Annotated in this window: 18 protein-coding genes; 16 read left to right on the plus strand and 2 right to left on the minus strand. The window is 54.4% G+C overall.

All coding sequences use genetic code 11. The features are described from left to right. The first annotated feature begins 41 nt into the window (after positions 1-41). The 12 genes from RKA07_RS05485 to flhB all read left to right on the plus strand — a co-directional run bounded on the left by RKA07_RS05485 (position 42) and on the right by flhB (position 9,464). The gene (locus RKA07_RS05485) at positions 42-347 is read left to right on the plus strand and encodes an STAS domain-containing protein (RefSeq protein ID WP_200201167.1); all 306 of its coding nucleotides are present in this window, start codon (positions 42-44) and stop codon (positions 345-347) included. A gap of 24 nt (positions 348-371) precedes the next feature. Then, positions 372-2,087 (plus strand): ATP-binding SpoIIE family protein phosphatase, encoded by a 1,716-nt coding sequence (locus RKA07_RS05490; protein WP_200201166.1) that lies wholly within the window; start codon positions 372-374, stop codon positions 2,085-2,087. A 33-nt stretch (positions 2,088-2,120) separates the two neighbouring features. Further along, positions 2,121-2,477: an Hpt domain-containing protein gene (locus tag RKA07_RS05495; protein ID WP_200201164.1), complete on the plus strand. Its 357-nt coding sequence runs from the start codon at positions 2,121-2,123 to the stop codon at positions 2,475-2,477. Positions 2,478-2,611: 134 nt separating this feature from the next. Next, positions 2,612-3,751, plus strand: a complete 1,140-nt coding sequence (locus RKA07_RS05500; protein WP_310965815.1) for a flagellar hook-length control protein FliK — start codon at positions 2,612-2,614, stop codon at positions 3,749-3,751. A gap of 174 nt (positions 3,752-3,925) precedes the next feature. Beyond that, complete coding sequence (locus RKA07_RS05505; RefSeq protein WP_200201159.1) at positions 3,926-4,438, plus strand: flagellar basal body-associated FliL family protein; 513 nt, start codon at positions 3,926-3,928, stop codon at positions 4,436-4,438. A 53-nt stretch (positions 4,439-4,491) separates the two neighbouring features. Beyond that, entirely contained in the window at positions 4,492-5,490 is a 999-nt protein-coding gene (gene fliM / locus RKA07_RS05510) for a flagellar motor switch protein FliM (RefSeq protein ID WP_200201158.1), read from the plus strand. Further along, positions 5,483-5,989 carry a flagellar motor switch protein FliN gene (gene fliN / locus RKA07_RS05515; protein WP_200201157.1) on the plus strand — a complete coding sequence of 169 codons (507 nt, stop codon included), beginning with the start codon at positions 5,483-5,485 and terminating at the stop codon, positions 5,987-5,989. Before fliM ends, fliN begins: the two co-directional genes overlap by 8 nt. A 1-nt stretch (position 5,990) precedes the next feature. Beyond that, positions 5,991-6,446, plus strand: a complete 456-nt coding sequence (gene fliO, locus RKA07_RS05520) for a flagellar biosynthetic protein FliO (protein WP_310965816.1) — start codon at positions 5,991-5,993, stop codon at positions 6,444-6,446. Positions 6,447-6,454: 8 nt separating this feature from the next. Then, positions 6,455-7,219: a flagellar type III secretion system pore protein FliP gene (gene fliP / locus RKA07_RS05525; RefSeq protein ID WP_265092097.1), complete on the plus strand. Its 765-nt coding sequence runs from the start codon at positions 6,455-6,457 to the stop codon at positions 7,217-7,219. Between the two features lie 27 nt (positions 7,220-7,246). Further along, a complete protein-coding gene (fliQ, locus tag RKA07_RS05530) occupies positions 7,247-7,516 on the plus strand; it encodes a flagellar biosynthesis protein FliQ (RefSeq protein ID WP_071267679.1) in 270 nt (89 codons plus the stop codon). 3 nt (positions 7,517-7,519) lie between these two features. Then, positions 7,520-8,305, plus strand: coding sequence for a flagellar biosynthetic protein FliR (fliR, locus tag RKA07_RS05535; protein WP_200201155.1), 786 nt, complete (start codon positions 7,520-7,522; stop codon positions 8,303-8,305). Positions 8,306-8,327: 22 nt separating this feature from the next. Further along, on the plus strand, positions 8,328-9,464 hold the full coding sequence (gene flhB / locus RKA07_RS05540; RefSeq protein WP_200201154.1) for a flagellar biosynthesis protein FlhB: 1,137 nt from the start codon (positions 8,328-8,330) through the stop codon (positions 9,462-9,464). Between the two features lie 253 nt (positions 9,465-9,717). Here flhB and RKA07_RS05545 read toward each other — a convergent pair whose 3' ends face one another. Then, positions 9,718-10,974 carry a uracil-xanthine permease family protein gene (locus RKA07_RS05545; protein ID WP_200201153.1) on the minus strand — a complete coding sequence of 419 codons (1,257 nt, stop codon included), beginning with the start codon at positions 10,972-10,974 and terminating at the stop codon, positions 9,718-9,720. Positions 10,975-10,976: 2 nt separating this feature from the next. Beyond that, the gene (upp, locus tag RKA07_RS05550) at positions 10,977-11,615 is read right to left on the minus strand and encodes a uracil phosphoribosyltransferase (protein ID WP_200201152.1); all 639 of its coding nucleotides are present in this window, start codon (positions 11,613-11,615) and stop codon (positions 10,977-10,979) included. A 226-nt stretch (positions 11,616-11,841) separates the two neighbouring features. On the opposite strand from upp, the gene flhA reads away from it, so the two are divergent. The 4 genes from flhA to RKA07_RS05570 all read left to right on the plus strand — a co-directional run bounded on the left by flhA (position 11,842) and on the right by RKA07_RS05570 (position 17,059). Further along, the gene (flhA, locus tag RKA07_RS05555) at positions 11,842-14,022 is read left to right on the plus strand and encodes a flagellar biosynthesis protein FlhA (RefSeq protein WP_200201151.1); all 2,181 of its coding nucleotides are present in this window, start codon (positions 11,842-11,844) and stop codon (positions 14,020-14,022) included. Positions 14,023-14,082: 60 nt separating this feature from the next. Further along, complete coding sequence (gene flhF, locus RKA07_RS05560) at positions 14,083-15,399, plus strand: flagellar biosynthesis GTPase FlhF (RefSeq protein WP_310965817.1); 1,317 nt, start codon at positions 14,083-14,085, stop codon at positions 15,397-15,399. A 72-nt stretch (positions 15,400-15,471) separates the two neighbouring features. After that, on the plus strand, positions 15,472-16,284 hold the full coding sequence (locus RKA07_RS05565) for a MinD/ParA family protein (RefSeq protein ID WP_200201149.1): 813 nt from the start codon (positions 15,472-15,474) through the stop codon (positions 16,282-16,284). A 31-nt stretch (positions 16,285-16,315) separates the two neighbouring features. Next, a complete protein-coding gene (locus RKA07_RS05570; protein ID WP_200201148.1) occupies positions 16,316-17,059 on the plus strand; it encodes an RNA polymerase sigma factor FliA in 744 nt (247 codons plus the stop codon).

The raw sequence follows: 17,059 nt of genomic DNA on the forward strand, positions 1-17,059 counted from the left end.
TTGCCGGATGTTTTAATAAATACCACCGGAGGTTTATGCGGATGCCAATTGAGACCCACCGTAGTCACGATGGACGATCCCTGACCATCAAGATAGAAGGCCGCTTTGATTTCAGTACTCACCAGGCCTTTCGTGATGCCTATGAACATGGTGGGCGGGATGTTAGTGGCTACGTTGTGGATTTGTCAGACGCAACCTATCTCGATAGTTCTGCACTGGGTATGCTGCTTCTGCTCCGGGATCATGCGGGCGGAGACAGTGCCGATATTGTCATTCAGAACTGCAACAACGATGTCCGCAAGATACTGACCATCTCCAACTTTGAGCAACTGTTCACCATTCGGTGATCCCTCAGAGCACTGGAACCTGTCATGGATGAATCTGCACCTCTCAAAATTCTCATTGCAGACGACAGTGACAGTGACCGCCTGATACTGAAAACCTTATTGAAGCGCTTGGGCCACATGGTGGTCGATGCGGCCAATGGCCACGAGGCAGTGGCACTCTTTCAGTCGGAAACACCGGATATTGTCTTGCTGGATGCACTCATGCCTTCAATGGACGGCATGGAGGCTGCCCGACATATCAAGAAACTTGCGGGTGAGCGTCTGGTGCCGCTGATCTTTATTACCTCTCTGACCGAGCCCGAGGACCTGGCAGGGTGCCTTGAAGCCGGAGGGGATGGATTTCTCAGCAAACCCTATAACCGGGTGATGATCAAAGCCAAGGTCAATGCGTTCAACCGGATGCGCCTGATGCACCAGGCGCTGTCTGATCAGCGAGACCTGATGCATGAGCGAAACCGGCAGTTGCTGAAAGAGCAACACATAGCCCGAGGGGTTTTTGATAATGTCGCTCATACCGGTTGCCTGAATGCGCCTAATATTCGTTTCCATGCATCCCCCTTATCAGTGTTCAGTGGCGATGTACTGTTTGCCTCACCCCGGCCGGCCGGTGGAATGCTTGTATTTGCCGGAGATTTTACCGGCCATGGATTACCTGCAGCGATAGGCGCTATGCCCGTAGCTGAGTCCTTTTATGGCATGGCGGGAAAGGGCTTTAATGGTGCCGATATCCTCAGGGAAATAAACCAGAAGCTGGTCCGGATTCTCCCGAAAGATATGTTCTGCTGCGGCGCTATGGTGGAAGTAGACTTTGCTCTGAATCAGTTAAATATCTGGAATGGCGGCTTGCCTGACATGTGGCTGATGCGGTCGCCAACTGAGCGTTACAGCCTGCCTTCGCGTCACTTGCCTCTGGGAATTCTGGGTCCGGACCAGTTTAAGGCAGACATGGAAACTGTGAGGTCGCGGCCAGGCGACCGTTTGCTCTTGATGACCGATGGTGTGCTGGAATGCTCTGATAGCGAGGGGCAGCTCTTTGGTGAGCAGGGCGTTCGTAGGGCTATAGAAAATGCTGGCCTTAGCAGGCACCCGTTTGATGCACTTATGAGCGAAATACAGCGGTTTACCGGGCAGCACAAGTTTGGCGACGATCTAACGCTTTGTTGTCTGGAAATGGTTGATGAAGCAGGTCAGGCGGCTTTGCCTGATGCCGTTGAGCTGTCGACCCTGGCTGGGCCAACGCAGTGGCGTTGTGATTACGAACTCCAAGGGAGTACGCTTGGAGAGTTTAACCCTCTGCCACTACTCCTGCACATCTGTATGGAAGTGCCCGGGTTACGGCGAAGGAGCGGAGAAGTTTATACACTGCTTTCAGAGCTGTACAATAATGCGCTTGAGCACGGTGTACTTCAGCTTCCATCGGAATGGAAATATACACCAGAGGGCTTTGACCGATACTATTCCGAACGGGCCAAACGTCTAAGCCGGGTAGATGGTCACTATATACGGTTCAGTTTTCATCACGATTTGACGGCTTTGGGGGGGCGTTTGCGTGTTGTCTGCGAGGACAGCGGCGAGGGCTTCGATTTCCAGAACCATCCCGTTCTGCAAGCCACAGAGATGGCTCAGAGTGGTCCCCGCTACGGCGGCAGGGGCTTGGCATTAATAAAACGGCTGGCGAAAACCGTCCAGTTTGATAAGAAAGGGAGCCGGGTAGACGTTGTCTATGAATGGTTCTTTTAATAATAACCTTTAACAGGAACAAGGGAGTTGGTCATGGTTGATAAGCCACACCTTGATGAAGAAGCTCTGGCAGAGCTTCAGGATGTAATGGAAGATGAATTCGAAACACTGATTAACACCTACCTGAGCGATTCGAGAGATAGAATCGAAAGCCTGAAAAAAGCCATAAGTGACGGAGATGCCGAGGCTTTGGCCCATACCGCCCACAGTTTTAAGGGCAGTTGTATCAATATTGGAGCACCGCGTCTTGGAGCTCTTTGCCGGGAAGTTGAGAAAGCCGGACAGGACGGGCGCCTGAGTGATGTTCAGCCCGTTCTGGATACCATAGACGCAGAGTTTCAGCGGGTGACGGATGCCCTGCACACGCTGATGGCCGGGGGCGCGGAATAGTCTGCTGAACCGGTAATGGAGCCAAAGGCTGTAGGCTGGCACCGCTTTTGCAGTTATCCGGGTATGAGCCTGATAAACCGCCTTTAGGCGGATTGAATCAGGCATCCAGGGTTCAAAAGCGGCAAGAGGTTGCCATGACTCAGATGGTTCTTCCCCAGACTCCCGCACCAGGGATGCAGAATGATGCCGGTGCTTCGAAAGCCGGATCAGCTCGCGACAGTGTGGGCGGCGAAAGCCGGTATGATTCTGTTTCCCGCACGGAGCAGAAGCGACTGGATCGCCAACAGGCCCAGCGTAACGACGATAACAAACAAACCGAAGCCAGAAACGCCCGGAAAGCAGACAGTGAGCCGACTGCGAATCAGGCCCAGCCTTCCGGAAAGCCCGGCGCGCCAGCAAAAGCTGACAAGACGGCCGCAGCAGACGAAACGGCTGTGGCTGGTATGAGTGTTGACGGAGCGAACGCAGAAATAGCGCCAGAGATGGAAGCGCTGGCTATTCCCCTGACGTTTGCAGAGTTGCAGGCGCTGCTGGTGCCGACAACAGGGCAGGCTGCGGTGGCAGGCGGATTACCTGCGAATAATCCAGCTGCAGTAGCGCCGGGCGCCCAGTTGTTTGCAGGTCTTGCCGGAGTCAAACCTGAACAGACTGCCACACAGTTGTCCGATTCAGTGATGCCCTTGGCCGGTAAATCGGCCAGTTCAATTGACCCCTCTGCGCTGCTGACCGGAACCCGTTTCGAATCGGCAGTTGAACTGGTTTCCCAGCAAAACGCCAACAACGCTGCCGGCAAGCTGGCGGCAGACGCGCAGGTGCCTCTGAGGAGTTACGCAACATCGGTTGATGTGCCCGTAAATCATGCAGAATGGGGCGACAAACTCATGGGCAAGCTCAGTTGGCTCACAGCCAAAAACCTGTCGGTGGCTGAGATTCACCTGACGCCTCCTGACATGGGGCCAATGGAGGTTCGGGTTCGGGTTCAGAATGACCAGGCCAACATCACTGTACATGCAGCAAACCCCGTTGTTCGGGAACAGTTGGAACTTCATTCCCACCGGCTCCGTGACATGCTGGGCGAGCAAGGGCTTTCCCTGGCTCAATTTGACGTGTCGGATAACTCTCGGAACTCGTCTGGAGAACAGAATACAGGTGACGGGGATGGCTCATCGACCGGGTCTGGCACAACACTGTCAGCGGGAGAAAGCGGTGACGAAGGGGGACAAGCCGGCAGTCTTGACCTGAGCTGGAATGGCGCCATCGATGTATTTGCCTGAGCACCAGCACTAAATACTGAACGCTGTTCGCCAATCCGCTTTGCCCCACACCTCTCGCAAGGCTAAACTGCGGGACTGAACGGAGGGCAGGGCGTTCTGGCCCGCTCCTTGCAAAAAAATATACAAACGTCTTGGGCATAAGAGTTCATTGACGGATTTCTGGCGAAAAACACTATGGCAGAAAACAGCACAGCTGAGGCAGCACCGGCCAAAAAAAGTAAACTGAAACTGATCATTTTGCTGGTGATCGTAGTGATACTGGCGATTGCGTTATCCGTTGCAGGAACCCTGTGGTTTCTCGGTGGCACTATACCCGGAATGGGGGGCGACGCCGCCAGTGAGGACAGTACGGTAACGGAAGAACCCTTTACACCCAGTGTTTATCTGGAGATCGAAAAAGCTCTGGTAACAACGGTTCAGGGAGAGGGGCGCCAGCGTTATGTGCAGGTGTATGTGTCGCTGGAATCTCTGGGCCCTCAGGCTCTGGCTGCGGCCAAACTGCATATGCCCTTGATTCGTAGCCAGCTGGTGATGGTGCTTGGCAGTAGCAGCTTTGCCGAGTTGCAAACGCCGGAAGGGCGGAAAAACCTCGCAGACAGGATGCTGGATACGGTTAATCAGGTTTTGGAACAGGAAGGCGAACCCACGATCACCAGGGTGTTGTTCAGAAACTTCGTCGTTCAATAGTTAGCGCAACAGAGCCCCTACATGGGCACAGGTTTTCAGCGGCAGGACTAGGTATGCAGGATTTACTGTCACAGGATGAAATTGATGCGCTCCTTCACGGCGTAGATGAAGGTGACATCGATACCTATGAAGAAAGCGACGAAACCGGCGTAAAGTCCTACGACCTCTCCAGTCAGGATCGTATCGTTCGGGGCCGGATGCCGACGCTGGAAATGATAAACGAGCGCTTTGCCCGCTACACTCGTATCAGCCTGTTTAACTTGCTGCGCCGCAATGCGGATGTCTCCACCGGCGGCGTTCAGATCATGAAGTTTGGCGAGTACATACACACTCTGTATGTGCCCACTAGTTTGAATCTCTGCAAGGTACGTCCGCTGCGGGGAACATCCCTGTTTGTTCTGGATGCAAAGCTTGTATTCAAACTGGTTGATAACTTTTTCGGTGGTGAGGGGCGGCATGCCAAGATCGAAGGTCGCGAGTTCACGCCAACAGAAAATCGCATTGTCCAGATGGTCCTCAACCAGGTTTTTCAGGACATGCAGGAAGCCTGGCAAGCGGTTATCAAAATAGATTTTGAATACCTCAGCTCCGAAGTAAACCCTGCCATGGCCAATATTGTGAGCCCCAGCGAGGTCGTGGTGGTTAGCACTTTCCACATCGAACTTGATGGCGGCGGTGGTGAGCTACACTTTGCCTTACCTTATTCAATGATTGAGCCTATACGTGACGTGCTCGATTCCGGTGTGCAAAGCGACGTTGACGACGTGGATGAGCGCTGGGTCAGTGCCATGCAGGAGGACATCAAAGAGGTGGAGGTTCCAATAAACACCACTGTCTGCAGGCGTCGGATTTCCCTGAGGGAAGTCGCCAAGCTGAAGGCTGGCGATATTATACCGGTAGAGGTACCTGAGCATCTGACAGTTACCGCCAATGGTATTCCTATTTACAAGGCAACCATGGGAACTCGAGACGGCAAGCTGGCGTTGAGAATTCATGAGCGGGCGGAACGCCCAAAGGTAAAAAAACAATCGAAGGTAGGACGCAATGGCTGACGACAAGAAAGAAGGTCAGGAGCTGAGCGAGGACGAAAAGCTGGCTGCCGAATGGGAAGCAGCCATGGAAGAGTCCGGTGATGAAGGCTCTGAAGAGTCCACGGAAGATGAGTGGGCCCAAGCTATGGAAGAGGCCGGGGAGACTGGGGCCGGTAAAGCCGCCGATAGCAGCGTTCGCGCAGCCCCTATGGAAGAGTTTGACGAAAGCAGCATGGCGACCAAGGGCAGCGCTACGCCGCCGGATCTGGATGTGATTCTCGATATACCTGTCAGCATCTCCATGGAGGTCGGGAATACCCAGATACCCATTCGCAACTTGCTGCAGCTGAACCAGGGTTCGGTGATCGAGCTGGATCGGCTGGCAGGTGAGCCATTGGATGTGTTGGTAAACGGAACCCTCATTGCCCATGGCGAAGTGGTTATGGTCAACGAAAAATTCGGCATCCGCCTGACTGATGTGATCAGCCCGGGCGAACGCATCAAGCGGCTGCAGAAATAGTATGTGGATTAAAACGGCGGTTGCCTCGCTACTCCTGTTGGCGTTACCCGCCATTGCGGAAGAAACCGCTGAGGCCATAAAAAGCGCACCGGCAAAAGTGGCAGGCAACGCTCCGGATACCTTGGGCACGTTACTTAGCCTGGGTGTCGGCTTGTTGGCTGTTATAGCCGTTATTTACGGTTGCGCCTGGATTATTCGCAGAATGAACGGCATGACGGGCATGAATAACAATGCCATCAAGGTTGTCTCCGTAATGGCCATTGGCGCCCGCGAGCGCATCGCGCTGATTGAGGTGGGCGGCCAGCAGATTTTACTGGGGATCACCCCGTCAGCGATACGAACGCTTCAGGTTTTTGAAGAACCGGTTGTGGATGCAGGTAAAGCAACTTCCGGAGACTTCGCCAAACGGCTGCAGGGCATGATTGGCAAATCCTGGACGGCTCCGAGCAAGGAATGACGGATTCTATGATGGTGGCCGCACTCAAACGACACATTCCATTTTTAGTTGTACTTGCAGGTATGTTCTGGGCCCCGTTGGCGGCTGCAGACTTGCCTGGTATTCCCGCATTCACGGTTCAGCCCGGCGAGGGTGAAGGTGTTGAGGAATACTCGGTAACCTTGCAGATTCTGGCGCTGATGACCGCGCTGACCTTCTTGCCTGCCATGCTCATGATGATGACATCCTTCACTCGCATCATCGTGGTGTTTGCAATCTTGCGCCAGGCTCTGGGGCTGCAGGCGACACCTTCAAACCAGATACTGCTTGGCCTTGCGCTGTTTCTCAGTATTTTTATCATGAAGCCCGTGCTTGAAGAGGCTAATCGCGTGGGACTGCAACCCTACCTTCAGGAGGAAGTAACTTCCCTGGAAGCAGTGGAGTTGGCCAGTAAGCCGTTCAAGGAATTCATGCTGGGGCAAACCCGGGAAGATGATTTGGCGCTGTTCATGCGCATTGCCGACGTTCAGTACGATACTGCGCAGGATGTTTCATTCTGGATTCTGATGCCGGCCTTTGTAACCAGCGAGTTGAAAACAGCCTTCCAGATAGGGTTTATACTGTTTATTCCGTTTCTTATTCTCGACATGGTCGTCGCCAGTGTTTTGATGGCCATGGGTATGATGATGTTGTCACCCATCATCATCTCGCTGCCGTTCAAGATTATGCTGTTTGTTCTTGTAGACGGCTGGGCCCTCATTATGGGAACCCTCGCAGCCAGTTACGGGATATAGGCCGGCTATGAGAGACAGGAGAGAAGTATGACTCCGGAAACCGTTATCGACATCATCCGTGAAGCCTTGTGGATGATCGTGCTGTTCGCGTCCGTCATTATCGGGCCTGGGTTGGTTATTGGTCTGGTTGTGAGTACCTTTCAGGCCGCTACACAGATCAACGAGCAAACCCTGAGCTTCCTGCCACGCCTGCTGGTAACACTTATAGTTATCATTGTTTTGGGGCCCTGGTTACTAACCAAGCTTCTGGATCATGCACACCGGCTGATCTCCAGCATTCCCTACCTGATCGGCTGATCCATGACCCCCATGGAACTCAGTGCAGACATGCTCGGCCAGTGGGTTGGGCAACATCTTTGGCCATTGTTCCGATTGGCCAGCTTTCTGATGGTCATCCCCATTTTCGGTACCCAGCTGGTTCCCGCCCGCGTGCGCTTGGGGCTTGCGTTGTTAATGACTATTCTGATCGTGCCGATGATTCCGGAAGTACCAAAGGTTGAAGCACTGAGTGCGGATGCCGTTGTTATTACGCTCCAGCAAATTCTGATCGGTGTAGGCATGGGGTTTGCGCTAACTGCACTCTGGCAGCTGTTTGTTGTTGCCGGCCAGATGATCGCCATGCAAATGGGCCTGGGCTTCGCCTCCATGGTCGACCCGGCCAACGGCGTAAACGTACCTGTACTCGCCCAAATCTACACCATTACCATTACTCTGCTGTTCCTGGCCATGAACGGTCACCTGGTGGCGTTTGAGGTGTTTATAGAAAGTTTCCGAATCATGCCCATCGGCATGGAGGGCCTGGGCCAGGTAGGTGTTTGGGAGTTGGCGCACCGCATAAGCTGGATGTTTGCCTCTGCCATGCTGCTGGCGTTGCCGGCGGTAACGGCCGTTCTTATTGTCAGCATTTCCTTCGGCGTAATGACCCGGGCTGCGCCGCAAATGAACATCTTCGCACTTGGCTTTCCGATTGGCCTGATTTTTGGATTGTTTGCCATATGGGTGCTGCATGCCAACTTTCTGCCGCACTTTCAGAACTACACTGAGCAAACCTTTGAGTTCATGCGGGGCCTGCAAGGGCAACCCTAACTGATACGCCAAGAGTTCTAGTATGGCTGAAGAAAACGACAACAGTCAGGAAAAAACCGAAGAGGCCACCCCCCGAAGGCTTGAGAAAGCCAGGGAGGATGGCCAGACTGCCCGATCCAAAGAGCTGGCCACCATGGCTGTTCTGATCGCCGGTGCCGGTGGTCTGTTGATGTTTGGCGCCCACTTGGGAGCTGCGTTGGAGGCCATCATGCGTGATGCTTTCACGCTGGAGCGCTCTGCAGTATTTGACACCCGGCACATGAGCCTCCAGCTGATGGCCTCGGCTAAAGAAGCTGCATGGGCGCTTTCCCCGATTCTTGTAATTCTTCTGATTGCCGCTATAGCCGGATCCATCGGCATTGGTGGTTTGTTATTCAGCGGTAAAGCGATAGCCCCTAAACTGAATCGCATGGATCCCATCAAGGGTTTGGGACGCATGTTCTCTGCCCGCTCCCTTATCGAGCTGGTTAAAGCTATCGCTAAAGTGGGCCTGGTAATGGCCTTGGCTGTGCTCATTCTGAATGTTCGCACGGAAGATTTACTCTCCATCGCCAATGAGCCGGCAGTGCCCGCCATGGAGCACGTGCTCTGGACCTTGGGTTGGAGTTTTTTCCTGCTCTCATGCGCCACCATCATCATTGCCATGATCGACGTGCCATTCCAGATTTTCGATCACCAGAAAAAGCTGCGAATGACCAAGCAGGAAATCAAAGACGAATATAAGGATTCTGAAGGCAAGCCCGAGGTTAAAGGCAAAATTCGCCAACTCCAGCGAGAAATGGCCCAGCGCCGCATGATGCAGGATGTGCCGACGGCCGACGTGGTCATCACCAACCCGACTCACTATGCGGTGGCGTTGAAATACGATCCGGACTCCATGGGCGCGCCCATGGTGGTCGCCAAGGGCAATGACCAAACGGCCTTCAAAATCATGGAAATCGCCCGCGAGCACAAAGTCGAAATCCTCCGCACGCCCCCGCTTACTCGTGCGGTTTACCACAACAGCGACATAGGCGACGAAATCCCCGATGGCCTCTACATGGCCATAGCTCAGGTTCTGGCTTATGTGTTCCAGCTCCGGCAGTTCCGCAAGGGGCGCGGGCCCAAGCCTGGGATGCCTGACTTGCCGATTCCTTCCGATTTGCGGCGGGATATTTAGCCGGCCGGCTTGGGCTCCTAGCCTGCTAGCTTTGGTGGGGGAGTGGTGGTGGGTGGCCTTTCCAAGACTGTCGGTGGCCAAGGACGGCCACCGTCAAGCCCCCATGGATGGGCTCGTAGCGGTTTTTGGGAGGCAGCCCCGCATGGCGGCAAGCACCAAAGTCGGCAGGCTACAAAAGAGGAGGGTAGGTACAAGGAGGAAGAGCCACCACCAGTGCCCGAAGGCACCAGTGGGACAATAATTAACGCTGAGGTCAGTCTTCTTTGTGCTCGTAAATCGCCTTACCCCATGCTTCACGGCTGCCCGGAAGAATCAGGTTCAGGATGATGGCCGCTACCGCACACAGGGCGATACCTTCAAGGTGCCCAAGAACCATACCGCCGATACCGAACACCAGAGTCACACCTACGATAACCAGATTACGCGCCTGAGAAAGATCAACTTGATGGCGGATCAGCGTGCTCATGCCTACCACAGCAATAGAGCCGAACAGCAAGCACAGGATGCCGCCCATTACCGGCACCGGAATAGTCTGCAAAGCTGCGCCGAACTTGCCCACGAATGCCAGCACGATCGCAGTGCAGGCCGCCCACCACATAACCTTCGGGTTGAAATTGCGAGTCAGCATTACAGCGCCGGTTACTTCTGAATAAGTGGTGTTTGGAGGCCCACCAAACATAGCTGCTGCACTGGTAGCCAGGCCGTCGCCTAACAAAGTGCGGTGCAGGCCGGGCTTTTCCAGATAGTTTTTACGAGTCACATTGCCAATTGCCAGAATATCCCCGATGTGCTCAATGGCCGGAGCAATGGCCACAGGAATCATGAACAAAATTGCGCCCCAGCTAAATGCTGGCGCCACAAAGTTGGGAACCGCAAGCCAGGGGGCCTGCTGGATAGGCGTTGTATCAACAATGCCTGCAAGAGCAGACAGCACATAGCCAACAATCACACCAAACATAATGGGAATCAGGCGAAAAATGCCCTTAGCCCAAACCGACGCAACAATCGTCACAATCAGCGACGTCATGGCAATCCAAAGAGCAGTAGCTTCTGGAATCAGCTGAACCGCACCATCGCCGGTGCGGCCAGAAGCCATGTGCACTGCAACCGGCGCCAGGCCAAGGCCAATCACCATAATCACCGGCCCAATAACTACGGGAGGCAGCAGGCGGGTTACAAAGCCGGTGCCGCGCAGCTTTATTGCGCCACTGAGAATAATGTAGAGGATACCTGCCGCCATCAGGCCGCCCAGAGTCTCCTCAAGGCCAAACTTGCCTTTGGAAGCAATAACAGGCGCGATAAAAGCGAAAGACGAGGCCAGGAAAATCGGGATCTGGCCACCGGTAACAATATGAAAAATCAGAGTACCCACGCCGGCCGTAAAGAGTGCGACGTTTGGGTCGAGGCCAGTGATCAGAGGCATCAGAACCAGCGCACCAAATGCTACGAGGAGCATCTGTGAGCCGGCAATTGCCTGCTTCCAGGTTGAATCCGTGGAGTGGTCTTGCATGATCAACTGTCCTTTTGCTTGGTGCCGAAGATTTTGTCACCGGCATCGCCAAGTCCGGGCAGGATGTAGCCTTTCGCGTTCAGGCCGTCGTCTACAGACGCGGTGTAAATGGATACATCCGGGTGCTTGTCCAGAACATTCTTTATACCCTCTGGTGCTGCCACCAGCACCAGAGCACGAATTTCGGTGCTTCCGGCTTTCTTGAGCACGTCGATGGTGGAAATCATCGAGCCGCCGGTGGCAACCATAGGATCAACGATCAGAGCCATGCGCTGATCCAGTTCGCCCACCAGTTTTTCCAGATAGGTGTTGGACTCCAGAGTTTCTTCATTACGGATCTGGCCCACCACGCTCACCCGGGCAACCGGGATCAGGCTGAGAACACCGTCCAGCATGCCAAGTCCAGCTCGTAAAATAGGGACGATGGTGATTTTTTTGCCTTGAATTTGTTCCACATTTACCGGGCCAGCCCAACCGTCGATGGTTTTTTCCTGCAGGCTGAAATCCTTGGTGGCTTCATACGTCAGCAGAGCCCCAACCTCCTGAGCCAATTCACGAAAGTTTTTGGTGCTGATCTCGGCGCGGCGCATCAGGCCGAGTTTGTGTCTGATCAGGGGGTGTCTTACCTCGTGGACTGGCATGGGCTCACCTGTTTTCTGGGTCTGGGGATAAAGGGTTGAGTGTTGCAATTTGTGGCGCAAGGATACCGCATCTTACAGAGTGAGTCAGGCACCAGAAGTCAGCTCGTGAATGAAATTCTGTGCGGGCTGGTACGGATCTTGCGGTAACAGAGTGAAAGACACTTTGGCGTCAGAATCTCGACCCTGAAAACGCCTTCAGAATCAGTAAATCGGAGAAGTTTAGGGCATGGACAGAGCTTTAGTCCTCAGTAACGTCAAATCCCTGACGCAGGGCAACCTCGGCGTACCCATTATGTTGATGGGCTTGCTGGGCATGATGATATTGCCTGTGCCGGCTTTTTTGCTGGACGTTTTCTTCACGTTCAACATCACGCTTTCCATTGTCATTCTGCTGGTGTGCGTATACGCGCTTCGGCCCATGGAATTTGCGTCCTTCCCAACGGTACTGCTGGTCGCAACGCTTTTGCGCCTGGCGCTGAACGTTGCGTCTACCCGAATTGTTTTGCTGGAAGGGCATGAAGGCGGCGATGCCGCAGGTAAGGTTATTGAATCCTTCGGGGCGGTTCTGATCGGTGGCAACTACGCGGTTGGACTCGTGGTGTTCGCCATTCTGATGATCATCAACTTCCTGGTGGTAACCAAGGGTGCCGGCCGGGTGTCGGAGGTGAGCGCACGCTTCACTCTGGATGCCATGCCTGGCAAGCAGATGGCCATTGATGCCGACCTGAACGCAGGCCTGGTTAACCAGGATGAAGCAAAACACCGTCGCGAAGAGATTGCCCAGGAGGCGGATTTCTACGGCTCCATGGACGGTGCCTCCAAGTTTGTTAAAGGTGATGCAGTTGCTGGTCTGCTGATTCTGGCCATCAACATAGTTGGCGGTGTCGCGATTGGCATGATCCAGCACGGCCTCGATTTCGGGCTTGCCATGGAGCGCTATGCACTGCTCACCATTGGTGATGGCCTGGTTGCCCAGATTCCCTCACTGCTCCTCTCTACTTCCGCAGCCATTATGGTTACCCGCGTTACCTCCAGCCAGGATATGGGCGGGCAGATTCTTCAGCAGATGTTCAGTGCGCCAAAAGCCTTGGCGATTGCTGCCGGCATTCTGATACTGCTTGGTTTGATTCCTGGCATGCCCCACGTTGCCTTCCTGGGGCTTGGAGGGCTTGCAGCGGGAAGCGCTTGGTATATCTGGAAAAAAGATCGCCAGACAGTGGAAGAAGGAGGCATGTTCCCCAGCCGCGGAGGCGCGGGTGTTGTGTCAGGCTCTGGTGGGCGAGACTTGCCGCTGGCTGGTGATGCGGGTGGTGATCCGGGGCGTCAGCTACCTGCTCCGGGCGAAACCCGTGAGTTGGGTTGGGATGACGTAGCCACAGTAGATATTGTCGGGCTGGAAGTGGGCTACCGGCTAATCCCACTGGTTGATAGAACCCAGGGCGGTCAGTTGCTCAGCCGTATAAAAGGCGTGCGTAAAAAGTTGTCCCAGGACTTGGGATTCCTGATGCCCTCCGTGCATATTCGCGACAACCTGGATCTCATGCCGAACGTGTACCGCATCACGTTGATGGGGGTGACCATCGCGGAGGCGGAAATTCACCCTGACCGCGAACTGGCAATTGATCCGGGGCAGGTGTTCGGAAAAATCGAAGGTATAGAAGGCAAGGATCCTGCCTTTGGTCTGGATGCGAGCTGGATTGAGCCTGAGAAGAAAGACCAGGCGCAGACGCTAGGCTATACCGTGGTGGATGCCAGTACAGTTGTTGCAACCCATTTGAACCAGGTTCTGCAAAAGCATGCGCACGAACTGTTGGGGCACGAAGAGGTGCAGAAGTGGCTGGATCAGCTGGAGAAGGCTTCACCCAAGCTGGCAGAGGAGTTGGTGCCCACCACTGTGTCTATCAGCCTTCTGCTGAAAGTGCTGCAGAACCTGCTCAAAGAAGAAGTCCCCATCCGGGATATGCGCTCCATTGCCGAATCCATGGTGAACGTGCATCCGAAGAGCCAGGACCCCAAGTTGCTGACCACGGTAGCGCGTCAGTCTCTGCGCAGGATGATTATCCAGAGTATCTGCGGTAACGATTCAGAAATACCGGTTATTACCCTGGATCCCGATTTGGAACAGTTGTTGCTTAAGTCTGTTCAGCAGAGTCAACAATCTGGCGGACTGGAAGATATAGGCATGGTTCTGGAGCCGAATATGGTGGAGAAGCTGCAGCGCTCATTGCAAGACAGCGTGCAGCGTCAGGAAATGCTGGGTAAGCCGGCCATCCTGCTGGTATCCGGGCCCTTGCGGCCGGTGCTCGCCAAGTTTGCCAGTTACGGTGTGGAGCGGCTGCATGTGCTCTCCTACCAGGAAATACCCGATAACAAACAGATTACGATCGTGGCGTCCGTGGGCCAATAAGCTGGCGGATGAAAGCACGGGTAACGCAGATAACGCGTGGCCGTTGGAGGATGCAATATCATGAAAGTTAAACGTTTTTTTGCCAAAAGCATGGCTGAAGCTCTGAGGCAGGTCAGTGAGCAGATGGGGCCAGATGCTGTCATCCTTTCCAATCGCCGTGTAGACGGCGGCATCGAGATCGTAACCGCGTTGGACTACGACGAAAATATGGCGCGCCAGAGCTTGGGCGCAGAGGCCAGTGAGGCCACTAACGGAGCCCGCCTTGCAGAGATGCAGGCAGAGCGTCATCGTCGGCTGGAGGATGAGTTGAGTCGCTCTCGCTCCCGTATTCGCGACGTGCGTGAAAGCCGAGCTGCAAGGGGGCAGGGTTACGCTGATGCATCCTTTGCAGAGTTGCACAGGGCCGCGAGTGAAGATTTTGCAGAGCCAGTCTCTCAAAACGCTGGTAACGAAAATTATTCTGATGAGTTCGCCCGCATGCGTGCAGAAATAAACTCCTTGCGGGATCTGATGAGTGGCCAGCGTGGTGAGCCGGAGAAGCCCGGCATCAACGCGGTCCAGCAGCGTCTTGCAGAGCGGCTCCAGGAATTTGGTCTTGGTAATGATCTGGCGAGCTCGCTCTCCCGCCGCCATAAAGGTGGCAAGCTGGAAGATGGTTGGAAACAGTCCCTGAAAATGCTTGTTGCGGGCGTGCGTACTCCCAATCAGGAGTGGCTTGATGAAGGGGGTGTATATGCACTGGTTGGCCCTACAGGTTCGGGCAAGACTACCACCATCGGCAAACTGGCAGCGCGATATGTGTTGAAACACGGCGCCGATTCTATTGCACTGGTCACGACAGACCGGTACCGGGTTGCGGCCCATGAACAGCTTTTCGTGTTTGGTCGTATACTGAATGTGCCGGTGCGCGTGGTGGATGAAAGCAACACCCTTGATGATATTCTTGATGAGCTCTCAGACCGGCACCTGGTGCTGATCGATACGGCTGGGCTAACCAGTACAGACAGAGGCTATCAGGAACAATTGGCAGAATTGGCCCGTAGCCATCACAGCATCCGGACGCACCTGGTTGTTTCGGCAACCAGCCAGCCGCGTATTATGAAATCCGTCTGGCATTGCTATAAGATGGCAGGTCTTACAGGCTGCGTGATGACGAAGATTGACGAAGCCCTGACTCTGGGCGAATCTTTGGGCTTTGTGATGGAAACCGGGCTGCCGGTTGCCTACTACACTGATGGGCAAAAGATCCCGGGGGATCTGCATCATGCTGAAGCCGTTCCGCTCGTACGCTTGGGAGTCGAGCGTCTGAAAATGCTTCAGCAACAGGCGGCGGCAGAGAAAATGCCTGATACAGAGCGCCCGCGGGAAATCGCATGAGGCTGTGAAAATCTGAGTTGTATCCGGTTATGAACCATATCCGGTTAATCCTGGCGAGAGATTATAAACAGTATGAGCAAAGCACATCCGGTACAGGTGATCGCGGTTTCCGGCGGCAAGGGCGGGGTCGGCAAGAGTAACATTTCAGTTAATCTTGGCATCGCTCTGGCGCAAAAAGGCAGGCGCGTTGTGCTGCTTGATGCCGATCTTGGCCTGGGGAATCTTGATGTGCTGCTCGGGGTAACCGCCAATCGTACCTTGCAGGACGTGTTGGCAGGAGAGTGTGACCTCAGAGACGTTCTGGTAAATGGTCCGGGCGGGATTAAAATCGTACCGGCATCTTCCGGAACTCAGCGCATGACCCAGCTCAGCCCCATGGAGCATGCCGGCCTGATTAACGCATTCAGCGAGTTGGGCGATCAAATTGATGTGCTGATTATCGATACGGCGGCCGGTATTTCCGAGTCTGTTGTGAGCTTTTTGCGGGCCTCGCAAGAGCTGTTGCTGGTGGTGTGCGATGAGCCCACATCCATCACAGATGCTTACGCCCTGATTAAACTGATGAACCGTGATTACGGTACCAACCGCTTCCGCATTCTCGCCAATCAGGTGAGCAGTGAGCAGGAAGGCCGCCATTTGTTTGAAAAAATAACCCGGGTAACCGAACGATTTCTCGATGTGGCACTACAATATGTGGGTATGGTGCCTTACGACGAAGCTGTGAAGAAAGCCGTTCAGCGCCAGAAAGCCGTGCTGGATGCATACCCCCGAGCCAAAGCGTCGCTTGCGATCAAGGCACTGGCTGACAAGGTAGAAAGCTGGCCACTGCCTTCATCACCCCGCGGACACCTGGAATTTTTTGTGGAGCGGCTCGTCGAAGTCTGAAACGGATCCCGTAAAAAATAAAACCGGATGCATGACATTGGCGAAAAACCTGGGAATTTATCATCAGGCTGGTGTGAAAAGTCCCTCGGACCTCATAGAGACTCACGCCCCCCTGGTAAAGAAAATCGCACTTCATCTTTTAGCGCGGCTACCGGCCTCGGTGCAGCTCGACGACCTTATGCAGGCGGGTATGATCGGGTTGCTGGAGGCCGCCCAGCGCTATAGTTCAACCAAGGGCGCAACCTTTGAAACCTATGCCGGAATTCGCATCCGAGGGTCTATGGTGGATGAAATCCGCAAAGGCGACTGGGTGCCGCGCTCTGTTCACCGAAACGCTCGTCGGGTTGCCCGTGCAATCAAGGAAGTAGAAGACCGGGAGGGCCGTGAAGCCCAGGACTTTGAAGTGGCGGAAGAGCTCGATATGTCTCTTTCCGAATATCATGCCACTCTGGCCGATGCTAACAGCGGACGGCTTTTTAGTCTTGATGAGCTCAATGAATCCGGTGAGCTGCCGATAGAAGAAACAGAGGCCCGGGATAATCCGCTGGATGATCTCACATCTGATTCTTTCCGCAGCAGCCTTGCGGCGGAGATTGAGCTGCTTCCGGAGCGGGAAAAGCTTGTACTGAGCCTGTATTACACGGAGGAACTGAACCTCAAAGAGATTGGCGCTGTTTTGGGAGTCAGCGAAAGCAGGGTCAGTCAGATTCACAGTCAGGCCGCGTTGAGATTGCGTGGAAGACTTTCCGAGTGGCGCCTTGAGGAACACAGCTAG

Origin of the sequence: Marinobacter xiaoshiensis (assembly GCF_031631795.1) — a bacterium.
Classification (GTDB): domain Bacteria; phylum Pseudomonadota; class Gammaproteobacteria; order Pseudomonadales; family Oleiphilaceae; genus Marinobacter; species Marinobacter xiaoshiensis.